The 17115-nt window shown below is 60.1% G+C and carries 18 protein-coding genes; 12 read left to right on the top strand and 6 right to left on the bottom strand.

The genetic code is table 11. From position 1 onward, the window contains the following. Positions 1-833 (bottom strand): IS256-like element IS1249 family transposase (locus QP941_RS04210; RefSeq protein WP_284868111.1); only part of this gene is annotated, 833 nt, incomplete at its 3' end. Positions 834-1082: 249 nt separating this feature from the next. Here QP941_RS04210 and QP941_RS04215 point away from each other — a divergent pair. The 5 genes from QP941_RS04215 to QP941_RS04235 all read left to right on the top strand — a co-directional run bounded on the left by QP941_RS04215 (position 1083) and on the right by QP941_RS04235 (position 5842). Then, on the top strand, positions 1083-1781 hold the full coding sequence (locus tag QP941_RS04215) for a response regulator transcription factor (RefSeq protein WP_284844129.1): 699 nt from the start codon (positions 1083-1085) through the stop codon (positions 1779-1781). Beyond that, entirely contained in the window at positions 1778-3337 is a 1560-nt protein-coding gene (locus tag QP941_RS04220) for a HAMP domain-containing sensor histidine kinase (protein ID WP_284766850.1), read from the top strand. The genes QP941_RS04215 and QP941_RS04220 overlap by 4 nt, the downstream gene beginning before the upstream one ends. 109 nt (positions 3338-3446) lie before the next feature. Next, positions 3447-4913 (top strand): S1C family serine protease, encoded by a 1467-nt coding sequence (locus QP941_RS04225; protein WP_284844127.1) that lies wholly within the window; start codon positions 3447-3449, stop codon positions 4911-4913. 85 nt (positions 4914-4998) lie between these two features. Then, complete coding sequence (locus QP941_RS04230; protein ID WP_179386229.1) at positions 4999-5607, top strand: MogA/MoaB family molybdenum cofactor biosynthesis protein; 609 nt, start codon at positions 4999-5001, stop codon at positions 5605-5607. 16 nt (positions 5608-5623) lie between these two features. After that, positions 5624-5842 (top strand): hypothetical protein, encoded by a 219-nt coding sequence (locus tag QP941_RS04235; protein ID WP_284868112.1) that lies wholly within the window; start codon positions 5624-5626, stop codon positions 5840-5842. A gap of 110 nt (positions 5843-5952) precedes the next feature. Here QP941_RS04235 and mscL read toward each other — a convergent pair whose 3' ends face one another. From mscL to QP941_RS04250, 3 genes are all read right to left on the bottom strand, one after another. Further along, entirely contained in the window at positions 5953-6444 is a 492-nt protein-coding gene (gene mscL / locus QP941_RS04240; protein ID WP_284868213.1) for a large conductance mechanosensitive channel protein MscL, read from the bottom strand. A 111-nt stretch (positions 6445-6555) separates the two neighbouring features. Then, positions 6556-7242 (bottom strand): SAF domain-containing protein, encoded by a 687-nt coding sequence (locus tag QP941_RS04245; protein WP_250409864.1) that lies wholly within the window; start codon positions 7240-7242, stop codon positions 6556-6558. A 63-nt stretch (positions 7243-7305) separates the two neighbouring features. Further along, entirely contained in the window at positions 7306-7881 is a 576-nt protein-coding gene (locus QP941_RS04250) for a 5-formyltetrahydrofolate cyclo-ligase (RefSeq protein ID WP_284868113.1), read from the bottom strand. A 67-nt stretch (positions 7882-7948) separates the two neighbouring features. Between QP941_RS04250 and QP941_RS04255 the strand changes: the two genes are divergently transcribed. From QP941_RS04255 to sepX, 4 genes are all read left to right on the top strand, one after another. Beyond that, positions 7949-8875 carry a UTP--glucose-1-phosphate uridylyltransferase gene (locus tag QP941_RS04255; protein WP_179386230.1) on the top strand — a complete coding sequence of 309 codons (927 nt, stop codon included), beginning with the start codon at positions 7949-7951 and terminating at the stop codon, positions 8873-8875. Positions 8876-8930: 55 nt separating this feature from the next. Beyond that, the gene (glp, locus tag QP941_RS04260; RefSeq protein WP_005329134.1) at positions 8931-10241 is read left to right on the top strand and encodes a molybdotransferase-like divisome protein Glp; all 1311 of its coding nucleotides are present in this window, start codon (positions 8931-8933) and stop codon (positions 10239-10241) included. Next, positions 10241-10951, top strand: a complete 711-nt coding sequence (locus QP941_RS04265) for a GNAT family N-acetyltransferase (RefSeq protein ID WP_284868115.1) — start codon at positions 10241-10243, stop codon at positions 10949-10951. The genes glp and QP941_RS04265 overlap by 1 nt, the downstream gene beginning before the upstream one ends. A 143-nt stretch (positions 10952-11094) precedes the next feature. Further along, a complete protein-coding gene (sepX, locus tag QP941_RS04270) occupies positions 11095-12492 on the top strand; it encodes a divisome protein SepX/GlpR (protein ID WP_284868116.1) in 1398 nt (465 codons plus the stop codon). A 14-nt stretch (positions 12493-12506) separates the two neighbouring features. On the opposite strand, the gene QP941_RS04275 is transcribed toward sepX, so the two are convergent. Further along, the gene (locus QP941_RS04275) at positions 12507-13223 is read right to left on the bottom strand and encodes a DNA-3-methyladenine glycosylase I (protein ID WP_284868117.1); all 717 of its coding nucleotides are present in this window, start codon (positions 13221-13223) and stop codon (positions 12507-12509) included. A 158-nt stretch (positions 13224-13381) separates the two neighbouring features. On the opposite strand from QP941_RS04275, the gene QP941_RS04280 reads away from it, so the two are divergent. Further along, positions 13382-13795: a DoxX family protein gene (locus QP941_RS04280; RefSeq protein ID WP_284767690.1), complete on the top strand. Its 414-nt coding sequence runs from the start codon at positions 13382-13384 to the stop codon at positions 13793-13795. Further along, the gene (locus tag QP941_RS04285) at positions 13782-14483 is read left to right on the top strand and encodes a zf-HC2 domain-containing protein (RefSeq protein WP_284868118.1); all 702 of its coding nucleotides are present in this window, start codon (positions 13782-13784) and stop codon (positions 14481-14483) included. The genes QP941_RS04280 and QP941_RS04285 overlap by 14 nt, the downstream gene beginning before the upstream one ends. An 18-nt stretch (positions 14484-14501) precedes the next feature. Here the strand turns inward: QP941_RS04285 and pmt are convergent, their stop codons facing one another. Next, a complete protein-coding gene (pmt, locus tag QP941_RS04290; RefSeq protein ID WP_284868119.1) occupies positions 14502-16121 on the bottom strand; it encodes a protein O-mannosyltransferase in 1620 nt (539 codons plus the stop codon). Between the two features lie 24 nt (positions 16122-16145). Here pmt and rsmI point away from each other — a divergent pair, with 24 nt between their 5' ends. Next, positions 16146-17000 (top strand): 16S rRNA (cytidine(1402)-2'-O)-methyltransferase, encoded by an 855-nt coding sequence (rsmI, locus tag QP941_RS04295; RefSeq protein ID WP_284868120.1) that lies wholly within the window; start codon positions 16146-16148, stop codon positions 16998-17000. The last annotated feature ends 115 nt before the right edge of the window (positions 17001-17115 follow it).

Here is a 17115-nt window from a genome sequence, read left to right on the forward strand (position 1 = left end):
GGGTTGAGGTAGACAAACAGCATCTCGGACCGCCAAAGATGGTTGAGGCTGTTGTAGGCCTTGCGCACGTTGTGGTGGGTCCACACGCGGGTCCATGCACCTGTTTTGGGGTCTTTGATCATGGTTTTCTCGTTCATCCATTCCCGGTAGATCGTTGAAAACTCGTGCAGTTGCACACCCCACGCGGCGGCTTCATCCAGTGTGGTGATCCGGGTCAGTTTCAGCGCAAGTCGGTAGATGGTGCGCCCGGCATCGGTGCGTGGGTTGGTGGTGGTGTAGCGGCGGACCACGCGTTGGGCGTGGACGAGGCAGCGTTGAATTTTCGTAGTCGGCCAGCACTTTTTGATTGCGCTGTATGCGCCTTGGCCGCCGTCGATGACGGCGATGAGTGGGGCTTCGATGCGTTCAAGCAGCAGTTGGTAGTCGCGGGTGGTTTCGTGTTTGCACCAGTGCCAGGCGATCACGTGGTCGATGGTCGCCGCGACGATCAGGCAGCCACCGGCGGTGTAGGTGCCATCGAGAAATACCTGGTCGTAGATCCGCTTGTGGTGGCCGGCGGTGGGGTCAGGCACATCAACGAGCCAGCACCACTTGAAGCGCCGCTTCATGGTGGCGCGGCTAACACCGTTTCGTTTGGCTAGGTCGTCGAGTGATATTGCGGTGGTGCAATGCTCGATGAACTGGGTGAACACTGCCGCGTTGGTGATGTCGTTTCGACGTTTGACGCTGGAGGCGCCGCATTGTTTGCAGCGCCATCTGGTGGTGCCTTTGCTGGTGGTGCCGTTGCGTTTCATTTCACCGCCGCAGTGGCAGCGTGGTTGGTTCTTCGACATTGCGACACCACACCACGCCGCGCATAGCACATCACGGCTGCCACACCGAGGATTTCCCGTCGGGGGCTAGATATATGCTTCCGGAGCATATACTTTCCGGAAACCTACAGGTCAATCCGTGAAAATCCGCGATTCCGGACACACTTTTTGACCCTTAACCCGCATGTTTTAGCCGTATTTGGGGGACTGTGGGGGTAAATATTTCCCTTAACTTCATGAAGTTGACTGCCATAAGTAATAATTAGGACTATGAAAATCCTTGTGGTGGATGATGAACAAGCCGTCCGCGAATCGCTACGCCGTTCCTTACGCTTTAACGGCTACGAAGTGCTGACCGCTAACGACGGCTTGGAGGCTGTGGAGACGGTGCGCGCTGAGAATCCCGAATTGCTTATTCTGGACGTCATGATGCCCAACATGGATGGCCTTGAGGTGTGCCGCAGCCTGCGCAGTGAGGGTTGGGACCGTCCGATCCTCGTTCTAACTGCGCGCGATGGTGTTTCGGACCGAGTGGCTGGCCTCGATGCCGGCGCTGATGACTACCTGCCAAAGCCGTTCGCTTTGGAGGAGCTCTTGGCCCGTGTGCGCTCCTTGGTGCGCCGCGCCTCCGCAGATTCCATCGCGGCTGAAACCCCAGTGGAAAGCAAGCTGAGCTTCGAGGACCTTGAACTCGACGCTGATACTCGCGAAGTCAGCCGCGGGGGCCGCGCCATTTCCTTGACCCGTACCGAGTTCGCGCTGCTGCAATTGCTGATGGAAAATCCCCGCAAGGTTCTCTCTCGCAGCAAGATCTTGGAAGAAGTTTGGGGTTATGATTTCCCTACCTCCGGCAATGCTCTCGAGGTCTATATCGGCTACCTGCGTAAGAAGACCGAGGGCGAGGGCGATGCTCGCCTCATCCACACCGTCCGTGGCGTGGGTTATGTCTTGAGGGAGTCTAATCCGTGATTTTAAGGAAGCCCGCTTCCCCTGCGGTGGCTTCCGGGAAAGTACAGTCCACCCCTCTTACCGAGTTCTCTGAGCGTCAGGGGAGTTGGGCTTCACGGGCGCCACTGCGGTGGCGCCTTGCTACTGTTACTGGCCTTGTGGTGGCCGTAGCCGTTGCCTTGATGACGTTGGCAACGTATTGGGTTGTTTCTATGTCCCTTACTGCCTCCGTCGATGACCGCTTGGAGGCCAAGGCCGATGTCTTGTTGCGGCAAAGCCAAGACCCGCGGTTCATGGATAACGTGGATCAGGAAATCGAGGACTTTAAGTCCTATAACCCCGGCACCCGCGTAGCCCTATCGCCGCCCTCCATGAGCTTTTCCTACGGCGACACCATTCCTGTGGGCGGGGACTTCCACCGGACGGAGGATTACACGGAAACTTCCGTGCGTACCGTCGGTGGCGAGCGGGTGTTGGCCAAGCGCCATGATCTCGGTTCTACCGTGGTCGTCGCTCAGTCTCTCGCTCCTACGCAAGGGCTCATAGCCATCTTGGGCACGGTGCTTCTGATTATCGTTGGCCTTGGCATCTTGCTCGCCATTTTTGCAGGCCTCATCGTGTCCAAAACCGGTATGCAACCCATCGCCCGGTTGAAGCGAGCGGTGGATTACGTGACGCAGACCAACGACCTGCGTCCTATTGAGGTCTCTAATAACGACGAGATGGCGCAGTTGACCACCTCCTTTAACCAGATGCTGGAGGCACTGCAGGAATCCCGTTCGCAGCAGTCTCAATTCGTAGCCGATGCCGGACACGAGCTGAAGACCCCGCTGACCTCTATGCGTACCAATATTGAGCTTTTGATGATGCTCAACCGCGCCGGTGGTGGCTTTGGTATGAGCGATGAGGACCGCAAGGACCTCGAAGATGACGTCATGTCCCAGATGAATGAGCTCTCCACCTTGATTGGAGACCTCGTTGATTTGGCGCGTGAGGACGGCAATGAGCGCGAACCGGAGCCGGTGGACCTTTGTGAAGTCATGATGGCTTCGCTGGAGCGTGCGCGCCGCCGCCGTCCCGATGTGGAGTTCTTGGTGCGCTTTATCCCGTGGGAGCTGGACGGCGACCCCTTCGCATTGGGCCGTGCCACGCTTAATCTTATGGATAATGCGGCTAAGTGGTCGCCGGCTACTGGCACGGTGCGCGTGTCTATGGAGCAGCTATCCACCCACGAGGTGCGCCTGCGCTTTGATGACTCCGGGCCTGGCATTGCACCGGAGGAGAGGGAGAAGGTCTTTGAGCGCTTCTACCGTTCGGCAGAAGCGCGCTCCATGCCGGGCTCAGGCTTGGGCCTGGCCATTGTGAAATCGGTGATTGAACGTCACGATGGCACCATCAAGATCCGCGAGTCTAATGATGGTGGTACCCGCATGGAAGTCATCTTGCCGGGCAAGCCTGTGTCGGGTGAGGTTTTCGTGGACGGTTTGGCAGATCCGCATGAGGGGCTGTCGGGTGGTAAGGAAGACCCGAGCGACCGCGGTGAAATCTTTGCGCAGCGCTGGTTCAATCAGGGCTAGCGTATAAGCGTTTATACTGGTGAGGTAATACAGCAACCTTTCAGGAATTCCTAGTAGGTTGGCAGATCAGTATCAGTCTTGACCAAGCGAAGTGAGGCATAGTTTTCTCATGAACATGAGGAATGACGATTACCGCGGCTTTGATGGAAACTCCCCGGAGGGAGCGTCCCAGGAAGGTCCGGGTAGGGCCGAGCCGGTTCAGGGTGGTCCGAACTTTGGAGAAACCAACCAGCAAGATGCCGTGGCTGGCAACGCTGGCCCCTACAGTGACGGATTTGGTCTTCACAGCGGCGCTGGCGCGCAGGCACAAGAGACCGGCTCCTATTCGCAAGGCTGGAACCAACCGCGCGGCGGTGCTGAAGGCACTGACCCGCGAACGCTAGGTTCGCTGGGGCCCTATCCGGATGCCCCACAAACACAAAGCTTTAGCGGTCAGTGGCAGGAAGGCCCGATGGTCACTCCGCTGCCTCCGCAGCCGGAGCAAAAGAAGAAAATTGGCTTGGGCGCCGCCACCGCTCTGGCGGCCGTTGCCGCCATCGCCGCAGGCTCGATTGCCGGTGCTGTGGTCGGCATGAGTTCCGGGGGAGGCAATAACGATACCTCTGTAGTCAATGAAGCCCTCAAGGCTGAGCCGGCCAACAATAGCACCGGTAAGGAACCGGAGCAGGGTTCCGTTGAAGAAGTTGCCTCTAAGGTTTTGCCGGCGGTGGTTTCTATCCAGACGATGACTCGAACTGGTGGGGCTGAAGGCTCCGGTTCTGTCATCTCCCCAGATGGTTATGTACTGACCAACCACCACGTGGTTGCCGGTGCTGAGCAGGGTGGCATGATGCAGGTGACCATGAATGACGGCAGCAAGCATGAAGCTGACGTGGTGGCCTCGGATGCGAATACGGACGTGGCCATCGTGAAAATCAAGGACGTCAAGGACTTGCCCTTCTTGCAGTTCGGCGACTCCGATTCCGTTGCCGTGGGTCAAGAGGTGGTGGCCGTGGGTTCTCCTTTGGGCCTGAACGCTACCGTGACCTCCGGCATCGTATCGGCAAAGAACCGTCCCGTGCGCGCATCCCAGGAGGGTGGCGAGTCCTCATTGATTGACGCCATTCAGACCGATGCTGCAGTTAACCCTGGCAACTCCGGCGGCCCGTTGGTGGATCGAGACGGCAATATCGTGGGCATGAACTCCATGATTGCTTCGCTGTCTAATAACTCCTCCGGCGAGGGCGGCTCCATTGGCTTGGGCTTTGCAATTCCATCCAACTTTGCCAAGCGCATGGCAGATGAGCTCATCAATGACGGCAAAGTTTCCCACCCAACCCTTGGAGTGAAGGTGCTAGCGCGCGACGACGGCAATGGTGCCCGCATCGCCGAGGTAGAGCCGGGCGGTCCAGCAGATAAGGCGGGCTTGAAGGATGGCGACATTGTCACCCGCGTCAACGACCGCCTGATTGAAAACGCTGATGCGCTCATCGCGGCGGCGCGATCCCAAGACTTTGGCGCGACGGTGACCTTGGAAGTTACCCGCGAAGACTCGGATGAATCTCGTCAGGTAGAGGTAACCCTCTCGGGCGAGTAAATTACTGTGCAAGACCTCATTAGGTGCTGAATGCGCCGTACCTCACCCCGCCACAAGGCTGTACTGCCTTAACTTAAGGAGAAAAATGCCAGATTCGCAGCACGATGTGACCGACTCCGCGCAGCCCGACGGCGCGAATAAGCGCGATTCCTTGATGGATGTTGCCGAACCCGATGATGCCTTCCTGTTGGCGAGCGAGCAGGAGGATAGCCTTGCCGCCCCGCGCCGTGGGCTCATCGTTATTGTCACCGATCATCCCGGTGAGCAATCCGATAGCACTTCGCAGCTGGTAAGTGAGCTGCTCGCGGAGGCCAATTTCCGCGTTGATGGCGCCATCGTGGTGCGTTCCAAGAAATCCAAGATCCGCCAGGCCATTGAGACCGCTGTGGTCGGTGGCGTGGACTTGGTCCTCACCGTCGGCGGCACCGGCGTGGGCCCGCGCGATAAGACTCCGGAGGCTACTCGGTCTGTCATCGACAAGATGGTTCCGGGCGTGGCGCAGGCGCTGCGTTCTTCTGGCCAAGCCTGTGGCGCGGTGGATGCCTGCACGTCCCGCGGTCTATCGGGTGTTTCGGGCTCTACCGTAGTGGTCAACCTTGCCTCCTCCCGCGCTGCCGTCCGCGATGGTATGGCTACCTTGGCGCCTCTGGTGCACCACCTGATTGACCAGCTGCAGCAATCGAGCGTCCAGTAGGCGCAGGGCATTTACTATGACGTCGCGGAGAAACCGCCGGCGAGCATTCCGCCAATCGGATGCTGCCGGCTATGACCGTAGTGCTGATAAGCCCGGCGGACCCGCTGCCCACGGTGTTGATGAAGAGAGAATCGTTACCGTCGATGACGCGGATTCGGTGGCGGTAGAGGGGGAGTCCGGCCAGCGCGATGAACAGTTCTACCGAGAGAATCAGCCCCCACACTACGGCGGCTAGTGCCTAAGGCAGGATGCAGGTCTGGAGCCATAGCGGTACATAAAAGCCCGCGGTTTCGCTTCCGAAGAAGTGAAACCGCGGGCTCTGCGCTGTATATGCAGCGAAGGGAACTAGGCCTGGTGGCGGCCGCCGCCGGTGGAACCGTTATCGGCGTCGGTAGCGCCGCGGGCGGAACCGTCAATGCCGGTTCCTGCGATGTCCTTATCGGAGACGTTTTGGGCCTCGAGCAGGTCGCGGATTTCCGCAAGCAGTTCCTCGGAGGTTGGTGCCGGAGCCTCAGGGTCTACGCCTTGGCGGCGCTTCGCAGCCTCGGTGAGCTTGTTGATCGGCATGACGATGAGGAAGTAGACCACGGCGGCGATGATGAGGAAGTTAATCGCTGCAGTGATTACTGCGCCGAAGTCAACAAGGGTGTTTTTGTTGTCGGTGATTTGGAAGCCCAATCCGTCCACCTCAGCGGAGCCAAGGGAATTGATGATCGGCTGGATGATCGAGTCAGTAACGGCGGTGACGATTGCGGTGAAGGCGGAGCCGATGATGACCGCGGTGGCAAGTTCGATGACGTTGCCACGCATAATAAAGTCTTTGAAACCCTTGAGCATAGTGATATGCACGAACCTTTCTGGGAATAACTAAGGGTAGTTAGAAACCATGGACATGGCGAAACTTTAGTGCAGCTGTTAACCAACCACAACTGTTGTGGCTGAAATGGTCTAGCGTTGTTGCGGGTGAGCGCGGTCACCAACAATGACCACCGTGAGTGGTTGGCTTAGCGACGCCGCGGCTACATCATTGGCGTGGTCATGGGGCAGCGCGAGCAAAACAGTAGAGGAAGAGGCCTCGCCCTCGGAACTAGAGGTCGACACCACGCGCCCGCCGGTGGCGATAACGCGCGCGGTGGGCGTTGCGGGCGCCTCGCCCTCCCCGGCAGGGGAGGAGGCGGCATCGACGGCGGTTACCACGTCCACGGTATCGCCATGGTGTAGGTGGGGGATGATGTCTGGCTCGGCGAGCTTGACCGGGATCATCCGCGCGGCCGCGGCGTCGGAGCCGCTAACCAAGCTGGAGACGAGGTCTTCTCCCAAAAGGCGTGCATCAGTGACTACCTCACCCTTGCCGGCTGCGGCGGTTATCACGCGGCCAGTAAGTTCTTCTGGCTTTGCCGCTACCGCGGAATCGGGGATGGAGGAGGTAGGAAGGCGGGCTAGGTCGACGTCGGCAAGCGCCAGCTCCGCCCCTGCCGGCAGATCGCGGCTAAAGACGGGAACGCGCGGTAACTCCTTGGCCGCCGAAAGAGCCGAAGCCAGCGCGGCAATAAGAAGGGCCACCGCAATGGCGCGGCGCACTACAACGCCGCGGCGGTGGCCAGGGGTACGAAGGGTGGAAACGAGACGGGGCATACGCGAAGTGGGCATACTCTTTTAGACTGCCCGAAACCGCGCATGGTTCCCGCGCCCTAAAAACTAGAAGCGGGTAATGCCCTCGGCGGTGACGGCGGCATCAACCTTGCGGTCATGGTCCTCGGTAGGCAGCTCGTCTAGGAATTCGGAGGGGTAGACCATGGCGAAAACCGGCGGCTTGCCGTGGGGAAGTGGCTCCAGCGCGCGGTCATAGTAGCCGCCGCCCTTGCCCATGCGATTGCCCTTGGCGTCTACTGCCATGGCGGGGGCAAGCACCAAATCGCACTCGGCCAGCACGCTGCTATCAAAACTTGGGCCCTGGGGCTCATTCAAACCCAATGGGCTGGTGTGCATGGCTTCCTTGCCGCGGTATTCGGCAAAGGTCAACGTGCCATTCTCACCGGAAATTGGCAGGAGGACGCGGGAGACATGTGCCTTGAGCCACGGCACAAAGTCCGCACCACCAGGCTCAGAGCCCAAAGGCCAGTAGGCGGCCGCGGTCATGGACTCGGTGAGCTCGGATTCGAGATGCTTGCGCACGGCGGCGGTAAAAGCATCGTGGTCCTCGGAGGAAAGTTGGCGGCGGGCCTGGACCAAGCGGGCGCGCAGCTCGTTTTTGGCGGTGATGGAAGAGGTCATAAATAAATCATAACCCCACGGCGTAGCGGTGCACAGGAAAATAATGTGGCGTTGTACGCTATTGTGCATGGCTATAGAACGCGAAGATTCCGCCCGCGGAATCACCACGGTTGTAGTTCCAGCGGCAGGTATGGGCACCCGATTTTTGCCCGCCACCAAGACGGTTCCAAAGGAACTGCTGCCCGTTGTTGATACTCCCGGTATCGAACTCATCGCAGAGGAGGCAGCGTCTGTCGGCGCGCGCCGCCTTGCGGTGATTACCGCGCCCGATAAGCAAGAAGTCATGCGCCACTTCGAGGCTTTCCCCGAGCTGGTAGAGACCCTCGAATCTCGCGGCAAGGACGAACAGGTGGCCAAGGTCAAGCGCGCCAACCAGATCATTCACCCCGTTGCGGTGGAGCAGGAAAAGCCGCTGGGCTTGGGCCACGCGGTGGGCCTTGCCGAAGAGGTGCTTGGGGAAGACGAGGATTCCTTCGCCGTCATGCTCCCTGATGACATTGTCTTGCCCGCCACCGTCATGGCGGATATGGCGCGTGTGCGCGCGGCATTGGGCGGCAGCGTGCTGTGTGCCTTCGAGGTCCCGCGCGAGCAGACCTACAACTACGGCGTTTTCGACGTGGAGGATACCGATGCCCCTGGCGTGAAGAAGGTCGTTGGCATGGTGGAAAAGCCGGCAGTAGAGGATGCTCCTTCTAACCTCGTGGCCACCGGCCGCTACCTTTTGGACCGCAAGATCTTTGATGCCCTGCGCCGCATTAAGCCGGGCAAGGGCGGCGAGCTGCAGCTTACTGACGCCATCGAGCTCCTCATTGAGGAAGGTGAGCCCGTCCACGTGGTAGTCCACCAAGGAAAGCGCCATGATTTGGGCAATCCCGGCGGCTATATCCCCGCCAACGTGGACTTTGGCCTGCGCGATGAAAAGTATGGTCCCACGCTGTATAAAGCGATTAAGCAAATCATGGCCGAGTATGAGGACGAGCACGGCCTAGCCTAGGGATTTTCCCGGTGGCCAAGGACGTGGAAGCGAAGAAAGGGCGGGCATAGACCTTATGCGTTCAGTTGATGACCAGTTGGCGCTGGTAACGGATGCGGCGACGACGCCGGAGCCGGTGCGCATCGGTATTTCCAACGCGCTGGGTTTGATGTGCGCCGAGCAGGTACAGGCTAACCAGCCCCTGCCAGGCTTCCCGCAGGCGGCGATCGATGGTTACGCGGTGCGCGCCGTGGATATTGGAGGCGAGCGGGGCCTGCGGGTGCGCCGCCACAAGGACCAGGAAGAACAGTCCGCAGAGGGCGAAGAGGATGCGGATTCCCCGCAGCCGGAGGTAGAGCGTTCCTTGCCCGTGGTGGGCGAGGTTCCGGCCGGCTCCAAGCAGCCGCTGCGCCTGCAACCTAAGCAAGCGGTGCGCGTATATACGGGTGCGCCTTTGCCCACGCTTGCCGACGCCGTCCTTCCCCTCGAGTGGACTGACCGCGGCCGCAAGCGCGTTACCGCCCACCGCCCGGTGCGTTCTGGTGACTTTGTGCGCCGAGTGGGCGACGATATTCAGCCTGGCGATGTCGCCGTATCTTCCGGCACCGTCTTGGGGCCTGCGCAGATTGGCCTTCTAGCCGCGGTGGGCCGCTCAAAGGTGCTGGTGTATCCGCGGCCGCGTATTACCATCATTTCCTTTGGCCGCGAGTTGGTTGACTTGGATCAAGAACCGGCACTGGGTCAGGTTTTTGACGTGAACTCTTATTCCTTAGCTGCCGCGGCCCGTGAAGCCGGGGCAGAGGTGCACCGCGTAGGCATTGCCGAGGGCGAGCCGCGCCGCATCCGCGAAGCGTTGGAAAAGCACATTGCCCGCAGCGAGGTGCTGGTAATCTCCGGCGCAGTGGGTGGCGCTGGTGCCGAGGCTATCCGCGAGATCCTCGACGACCTTGGTGATGTCGATACCTCCCGCGTGGCCATGCATCCCGGCTCCGTTCAGGGCTTTGGACTGGTGGGCGAGGAGCGCATTCCTACCTTCTTGCTGCCGTCCAATCCGGTGTCCGCGCTTGTGGTCTTTGAGGTGTATATCCGCCCGCTCATCCGCTTGGCGCTGGGCAAGCGCAATGCGCACCGTCGCGTGGTGCGTGCCCGCGCGTTAAACCACATCGATTCTCGTCCTGGCCGGCGCGGCTTCATCCGTGCTCGTCTGATGCGCGATGCCGAAACCGCGGACTACTTGGTGGAAGGCCTCGGCGGTGCCGCAGGGGCCCCGGCACACCTCTTGGCCGGCCTTTCAGAGGCCAACGCCATGATTCGCGTGCCGGAAGAGGTCACGGAAATCCGCCCGGGCGATGTGGTTGATGTGTTGTTTTTGACCCAGCGCAGCTAATGCTCGATCCTTTCGGCAACGCGGCGGATAGGTTCCGCCATCCTGCTACCGGCCCCACCGATGCCATGCATCCGGGGTGGCCGGAATCTACTCCTTTTGTCCAGCTTCCCCCCTCTTCTGTCTTTCCCTCGGGGGCGCGGATGCGTTTGCGCCCCCTGCTGCGTTCTGACGGCCATGAGTGGCGGCGTCAGCGCATCGACGATGAAAGTTTCCTCCGCCCGGTTGAGCCGACCCAAGCCGCACCGTGGGCGGAGGCGCATAGCCAGCAGGCGTGGTGGAATCACCTGATGTACCTGCGCACCGCCGCGCGTGAGGCGCTGGTGGTCCCGCTCGTCATTGAGGTGGAGGGGAAATTCGTGGGGCAGGTGACCCTGGGAAATATTCAGCATGGAAGCATTCGCGATTGCTGGATTGGCTACTGGGTCTATTCCGCGGTTCATGGCGCCGGGGTGGCTACGGCCGCCACTGCCTTGGGCGTGGACCATGCCTTTGGGCGGGTGGGTTTGCACCGCGTGACCGCTACCTATCTGGAGCACAACCCGGCCTCGGGTCGCGTCTTGGCCGCCAACGGGTTCCGGCATGAGGGGTATTTGCGGCGCAATCTGCATATCGACGGCGCGTGGCAGGACCACCACTACGTGGCGTTGGTGAAAGAAGACTTTGCCTCTACGGCGGTGGAGCGCCTGCGTCAAGCTGGACGACTGGCGTGAAATAGCGTCCCAATCGCTGGGATTTCCACCTCAATTTTCACATAAGTCACAACATTGTAATTTGTGCGAATTTGGGGTGCTACGGTGCGGTTTCACCGTTTAAGGTGGAGTAATCATCTGTATTCAAGGGGAAGGTCCTTTTCGTGTCGACAGCTGTGCCGATTATCGCGATCATCGTGGTGTGGCTCTTCGTGCTCGCACCGTGGCTATTGGGTAGGAATAATCGCCCAATGAGCCATACCGGTGAGGCCTTTGAAGATACCCGTGTCCTCTTTGAAGGAGATTCCGGCAAGGTCGCTGGCCGGCGCCGTCCGCGCCTGCGCGCCGGCGACGTCCACCGCCGTGACGATGAGGCCGAGGCGGACTACGAAGTCGTCGAGGCCGCAGACGCTGCCGACAGTGAATCCGATAGTAAGGCCACCAAGTCCTCGTCGCGCTCCGTAACTATTGCCGGTGCCGCACGCCGGGCCAAGTCCCAGCCCTTCGGTAGCGGTAGCCGTGCGTTTACTGCAGCATCCGCCTCCACCGCTGGTGAAGAATCCACGCAACAGGCAGAAACCATCGATGGTGAATTGGTGGAAGAAGCGGTTGCAGAAGAAGACGAGTCTGCAGTCGAGCCACAGGCAGCTGCGGTTCCTGTCTCCCAGCAGGCAGATGCGGACAAGGAAGCCAGCACCGCAGAGGCGGACGATGTCGATGACGTGCTCCTGGAGGACGAGGACGACGCCGCGGACGAGTCCGCTAAGGACAAAGCCTCCGATGTTGCCGCCGCCGAGGCTGAGGTCTTTAGCGCCCCAGCTGTCTCTAGCGTGGCGAGCGATGCTTATGCCTATGACGAAACCTATACCTCGCCGGTAGACCTCATGTATCCGGGTGCCGTAGACAAGGCCGAGGACAGTGAAAACGACTCCGCAAATTCTGCCAGCGCGGATGATGCCGAGCCTGCATCTGCAGAAACGGTGGATACCGAGGGAGCTGAAGAACTCGCTGAGACCGCCGAAGCAGACGACGCCGGCATGGATACCGACCTGTCCGAGGACGAGGTCGAGTTTGCCCAGCGTCGTTTGGGCCGCGGTGGCTGGGATCCGGTAGCGGAAAAGGAAAAGTCTGCAACGCGCTACCAGCGCCGTCAGCGCACTCTGCTGGGGCTGGCCGTGGCTGTGGTACTCACGGTAGCCCTCGGCATCGTGGTCGGTGGTTGGACTTGGTGGTTGGCTGCCGTCGCTGGCGTGCTCACCGTGGCCTACTTGATCGCCCTTCGCTCCCAGGTACGCCAGGAACAGGCGCTAATGCGCCGTCGCGTGCGCCACCTGCGCCGCGCCCGCTTGGGCGTGCGCAACGCCGAGGATGAAGAGCTGAAGATTCCGCGTAATCTGCGCCGCCCAGGTGCCGTGGTTGTGGAAATCGACGATGAGAGCCCAGACTTCGTGCACCTTCCGCTGAGCTATAGCGATGGTGAGGACGGCGACTTTGACGGCCCGCACACCGGGCCTGATGGTTACAGCCGCCGCGATGACTTAGCTGCTCGTCGCGCTGGATAAGCGCGCGTGGCGCACTAGCTAGCAGCGCCGTGGAACTCGTCGGCGCTCGCTGTTTGCGAGTTCGTGAGCGCGTTGTATTCCTGCGCTAGGCCATAATTCGGCACACCGCTCTCCAGCCAAACCCCGGAGGTACCGCGGCGATGGGAGCCGATAAGGTGGGTATCAATCATGCCGATGGCCTCCATGAGGGCGAAACAGGTAACCGGTCCAACGAAGCGAAAGCCTTTCTTCTTAAGCTCGCGGGACATGAGCTTGGACTCGTAGCTCTTTTTCGGAATATCCTCCATCACGGTGGGGTAGAGGTTCTCCGGAGGCTGGTAGGCCCAAATGAACTCCGCCAGCCCGCCTTCCTCGCGCAGAGCGATGGTCGCCTTGGCGTTATTAATCGCGGCGCGGATTTTGGTTTCGTTGCGGATAATGGAGGCGTCGCCAAGCAAACGCTCCACGTCTGCCTCGCCGAATTGGGCGACCTTGTCCGGATCGAAGTTGCAAAAGGCCGCGCGAAACGCCTCGCGCTTTTTGAGCACCACAGCCCAGGACAGGCCGGACTGGAAGGACTCGAGGCTCAAACGCTCATAAAGTCCAGCTTCATCGAAAATGGGCAGGCCCCATTCGGTGTCGTAATACTCCTTCAACATCGGCGAGGACATCGCCCAAGGCGGGCGGCCCAGACCATCATCGTCATAGACCAAGGTGGTGCGCTCTTCGGACTGCGTAGTTGGTTCGCTCAAGGTGTGTTCTCCTTTTATCTTTTGTGCGTGGTTTCCATTGAAACAGCCCGCGCGGCCGTGGTCTTTTCCTTCCCCCGCCAAAGGGCGAATTTCCCAGGAGTATGGGTGTAGTCCATTGCCTTCGCATCGGGTGAGGGGTTCAGGGTAATCTGTTCAGCATGAATAGACCTGCCGTACGCGATGCCGCACTGCTTCTTTTTCGAGCGGTCCTCGGATTAATCTTTATCGCACACGGCGTGGACAAGATGTTTATGACCGGCATGGATGAAACCGTGGGGCAATTTTCCGCCCTGGGGGTGCCGCAGCCACAGCTTTCCGGCTATATCGCCGCCATCGGGGAGATGGCCGGCGGTGCATTCCTCGTCGTTGGTCTGCTCACCACTTTTGTCGCCGGGGCACTCGCATTGCTCATGGGGTGTGCCCTGTATTTCGTGCACCTGGGCCACGGGTTATTTGCTGCCGATGGTGGAATCGAATACCCACTGGTATTGCTGTTATCCCTGCTGATGATCGTAATTTTTGGCTCCGGTAGAGCCAGCATGGACGGGGTGCTCAGCAATGTTGACGCATAGCCAGGTCCAAGCGGCAATCTCCGCGCACATGGATGGAGAGCACTCCGATCTGTCCCAGGACGTCATTGATACTCATCTGGAAAGCTGCGCCGAATGCCGCGCTTTTCGCGACAAGGCGGCCGCGCTATCGCGTTCATTGAGCTTTGTGGAGCCCGTGGATTCCGGCATGGCTCCGCCCACGGATCTTTCTGATGTCATCTTGGCCGGCGTGGAGCCGGAATGGCGACGTACCTCGAGCGCTCGCCAAGCCAACCTCACGGTCGCGCGCGCCGCCATGGTTCTTATGGGGGCCATCTTTGCAATCTGGGCAGTGGTGCTCATCGTGCACGCCTCCGGGCTCGTACCGTTGGGTGCGGAAGGAAAAGTTCTAGATCCCACTGCGGATCCGGAGCGAGCCAACCTGCTGATGGAGGGCGCGGCAGTGCGCTTTGGCATGGCCTGTGGTCTATTCTTCAGCGCCTGGCGCCCCGCGGCGGTCACCGGACTGCTTCCGGTATCGGCCACGATGTTTGCCTTCCTCTTCGGCTTTGGCATGCGCGATATAGCGCTGGGTACCGTAACCATTGAGCAGGTGTATTTCCTTATCGCCACCGCGCTGGCGACTCTTAGCCTGGCGTGGGCCTGGGCGGCGGAAAAAGGCTACCTCGTGCGCGCGTGGTGGAAGTCTCTCAACGCACAGCCGCAATAAACTTTCGTTCAGGCGGGGTTAGGTCCAGCTCGGCAGCCACATCATGGAGTGGTACCAGGAATCTGGAATCTTGTAGCCGTACAAAATGGGGGAGAAGTAGAAGAACATTGCCACTACCAGGGCTAGGTAGAACACGGCGGCGATGGTACCCCAACGTACGGGGCCGCCGGCCAAGCTCTTTAGCCATCCCCACCGCACAGGCCTGCCATGCCCGATGAGCTGGCCTAAAGCTAACGAAATAAGCACGATGACAAAGGGGATAAAAGCCGTGGCGTAGAAGAAGTACATTTGGCGGTCAAAGGCCGCGAGCCAAGGCAAGAAGCCTGCCGCAAAGCCCACCAAGGGGATAAGGAAGGCGCGGTTGCGGCGAATAATGAGCGACCACAGGCCCCACAATACGGCCGGGATGACCAGCCACCAGATGGCTGGGGTGCCAAAGAGGTAGAGCATCTTGCGGCATTCGTTACTGCCATCACCGCACTGCAGGTCGGTGGAGGAGTAGTACAAGATGGGGCGGGCGGCCACGAGCCAAGCCCAGGGCTTGGAATCCCACGGGTGATGGTGGCCGCCGGAAGAAGTTAGGCTGGCATGGAATTCCAAGACAGAGGAGTGATAGTAGAACCAGCCGGCCAAGGAATCAGGCAGGTTTAGCAGCCACGATCCATCCTCGATGGTGCCATCCACCTTGGCATGGCGGTACACGGCGGTTTCGGAGGCAAACCAAGCCCGCCAGGTCCAGGCGTAGAGCAGTACCGGCACGAGCACGAGGGAGGCCAGGGCAGCAGGGGTATCGCGCACCAGTGTGCCGAGGATATAGCGGCGTACCCCATAGCGCTTGCGCAAGGCAAGGTCGCTAAAGACAGACATCAGGCCAAAGAACATAATGAAGTACAGGCCGGACCACTTCACGCCCAGGGAAAGACCAAGGCAGACACCTGCAAGGAGGCGCCACCAGCGGAATCCAAAGCGCGGACCAAAGGCGGAAGAGCCCATCCGATCCTTCACAAACGCGTTGTGGAGGCGCTCGCGCATCTGATTGTGATCGCGTGCGAGCGCCCAGGCGGCGGCTACCACGAAAAAGACTTGGAAGATATCCAGCATGCCGAACTTGGAAGAGACCAAGAGCACACCATCAAATACGGCGATGAGGCCGGCTAGGGTTGCTACCTGCCAGGATGAAGAGACTCGGCGGGCCAGGGACATCGTCAAGAGCACGGTGGCTGCACCAAAAAGGGCCGTCATAAAACGCCAGCCCAGAGGGGAGTAACCAAAGATCCATTCGGCAAGTGCCACGATCTGCTTGCCCAGTGGTGGGTGTACCACCAGCCCATAGCCGGGGTTGGTTTCAATGCCGCCGATAAATAGGTTATCCCAGCTTCGTACCATGTCCCAGGCTTGGGGAACGTAGTGCTTTTCATCAAAGACGGGCGTGCCCTTGGAAACGGGCGCGGTAAGTCCGACAAAGCGGGTAATGAGCGCAAGGACGCCGACGACGCTAGTGCTTATCCAGTCAGCTTTGCCCCACTGATAGGCGCGGGGAGCTGGCGGAGCCACGATGTCGTGCGTGGTGCGCGATGGGGCAGCGGTAGCAATAGTCACTTGGTTGAGTCTAGGCGACAACGTAGCGCGACCGCGCATTAGAGAGTATGGAATGCTAGAGGCATGTCTGTTTTAGGTCTGGATCCACTACCGCGCGGGGTAATCCTCGCCGCTACGCCGCTGGGAAACGTAGGAGATGCCTCCGCGCGTTTAATGCATGCCTTGCAGCATGCGGACGTCATCGCGGCCGAAGATACGCGGCGCGTGCGTAATCTGGCCCAGGCCTTAGGGATCGAGATTTCCGGGCGGGTAGTGTCCAATTTTGATCACAATGAAAAGGACCGAGTCCAGCAGCTTATCGACGCCGCCGCGTCAGGCACCGTCCTCGTCGTCACCGATGCCGGCATGCCGATTATTTCTGATCCAGGCCTGTCCCTTGTGGCCGCGGCGGCCGAGCGCGATATTCCCGTGACCTGTTTTCCTGGCCCCTCCGCAGTGCCGACGGCCCTGGCGCTTTCGGGCCTGGGCGTGGGGCACTTCCTTTTCGACGCCTTTCCTCCTCGCAAGCCCGGTCCCCGCAAGGCCTGGCTGGAGTCACTGCGTAACGAAAAGCGAGCCATCGTCTTCTTTGAATCTCCTCACCGCGTGGCCGAAACCCTGGCCGAGGCAGCGGAAATTCTCGGCGCCGACCGCCCGGCCGCAGTGTGCAGGGAACTGACCAAGACCTATGAGGAAATCCGCCGCGGGAATTTGGGCGAGCTTGCCGAGTGGGCAGTAGACGGTGCTCGGGGAGAGATCACCGTGGTGATCGAGGGCGGTACGGCCGCTGCCGCTACCGCCGCGGACTTGGTGCCCAAGGCGCTCGAGCTAGCGGAGGCAGGGATGCGGCTGAAGGACGCGTGTAAGCAGGTCACCAAAGGCACCGAGGTCTCTAATCGCGAGCTTTATGATGCCGCTTTAGCAGCCCGCAAGGACTAGTCCCCACCGTTTATTCGATTACGTCACACCCAGTAGCACTCGTAGAAGGCTTCACTAACGGGGGCTTTGTAATTGAATTGTTATAGTGCGCGGGCGTGTGGGTGGCTTAAAGCGG

This window comes from Corynebacterium sp. MSK150 (assembly GCF_030229215.1).
In the GTDB taxonomy this organism is placed as follows: domain Bacteria; phylum Actinomycetota; class Actinomycetes; order Mycobacteriales; family Mycobacteriaceae; genus Corynebacterium.

What these genes read in the sequence shown, in the direction of transcription:
- mscL (WP_284868213.1), bottom strand. Translation starts at nt 6,444, where the DNA reads ATGCTCAAGGGTTTCAAAGACTTTATTATGCGTGGCAACGTCATCGAA.
- QP941_RS04285 (WP_284868118.1), top strand. Translation starts at nt 13,782, where the DNA reads ATGTTGACGCATAGCCAGGTCCAAGCGGCAATCTCCGCGCACATGGAT.
- pmt (WP_284868119.1), bottom strand. Translation starts at nt 16,121, where the DNA reads ATGCGCGGTCGCGCTACGTTGTCGCCTAGACTCAACCAAGTGACTATT.
- QP941_RS04225 (WP_284844127.1), top strand. Translation starts at nt 3,447, where the DNA reads ATGAACATGAGGAATGACGATTACCGCGGCTTTGATGGAAACTCCCCG.
- QP941_RS04245 (WP_250409864.1), bottom strand. Translation starts at nt 7,242, where the DNA reads ATGCCCCGTCTCGTTTCCACCCTTCGTACCCCTGGCCACCGCCGCGGC.
- QP941_RS04230 (WP_179386229.1), top strand. Translation starts at nt 4,999, where the DNA reads ATGCCAGATTCGCAGCACGATGTGACCGACTCCGCGCAGCCCGACGGC.
- QP941_RS04250 (WP_284868113.1), bottom strand. Translation starts at nt 7,881, where the DNA reads ATGACCTCTTCCATCACCGCCAAAAACGAGCTGCGCGCCCGCTTGGTC.
- QP941_RS04265 (WP_284868115.1), top strand. Translation starts at nt 10,241, where the DNA reads ATGCTCGATCCTTTCGGCAACGCGGCGGATAGGTTCCGCCATCCTGCT.
- QP941_RS04255 (WP_179386230.1), top strand. Translation starts at nt 7,949, where the DNA reads ATGGCTATAGAACGCGAAGATTCCGCCCGCGGAATCACCACGGTTGTA.
- rsmI (WP_284868120.1), top strand. Translation starts at nt 16,146, where the DNA reads ATGTCTGTTTTAGGTCTGGATCCACTACCGCGCGGGGTAATCCTCGCC.
- QP941_RS04215 (WP_284844129.1), top strand. Translation starts at nt 1,083, where the DNA reads ATGAAAATCCTTGTGGTGGATGATGAACAAGCCGTCCGCGAATCGCTA.
- QP941_RS04235 (WP_284868112.1), top strand. Translation starts at nt 5,624, where the DNA reads ATGACGTCGCGGAGAAACCGCCGGCGAGCATTCCGCCAATCGGATGCT.
- glp (WP_005329134.1), top strand. Translation starts at nt 8,931, where the DNA reads ATGCGTTCAGTTGATGACCAGTTGGCGCTGGTAACGGATGCGGCGACG.
- QP941_RS04280 (WP_284767690.1), top strand. Translation starts at nt 13,382, where the DNA reads ATGAATAGACCTGCCGTACGCGATGCCGCACTGCTTCTTTTTCGAGCG.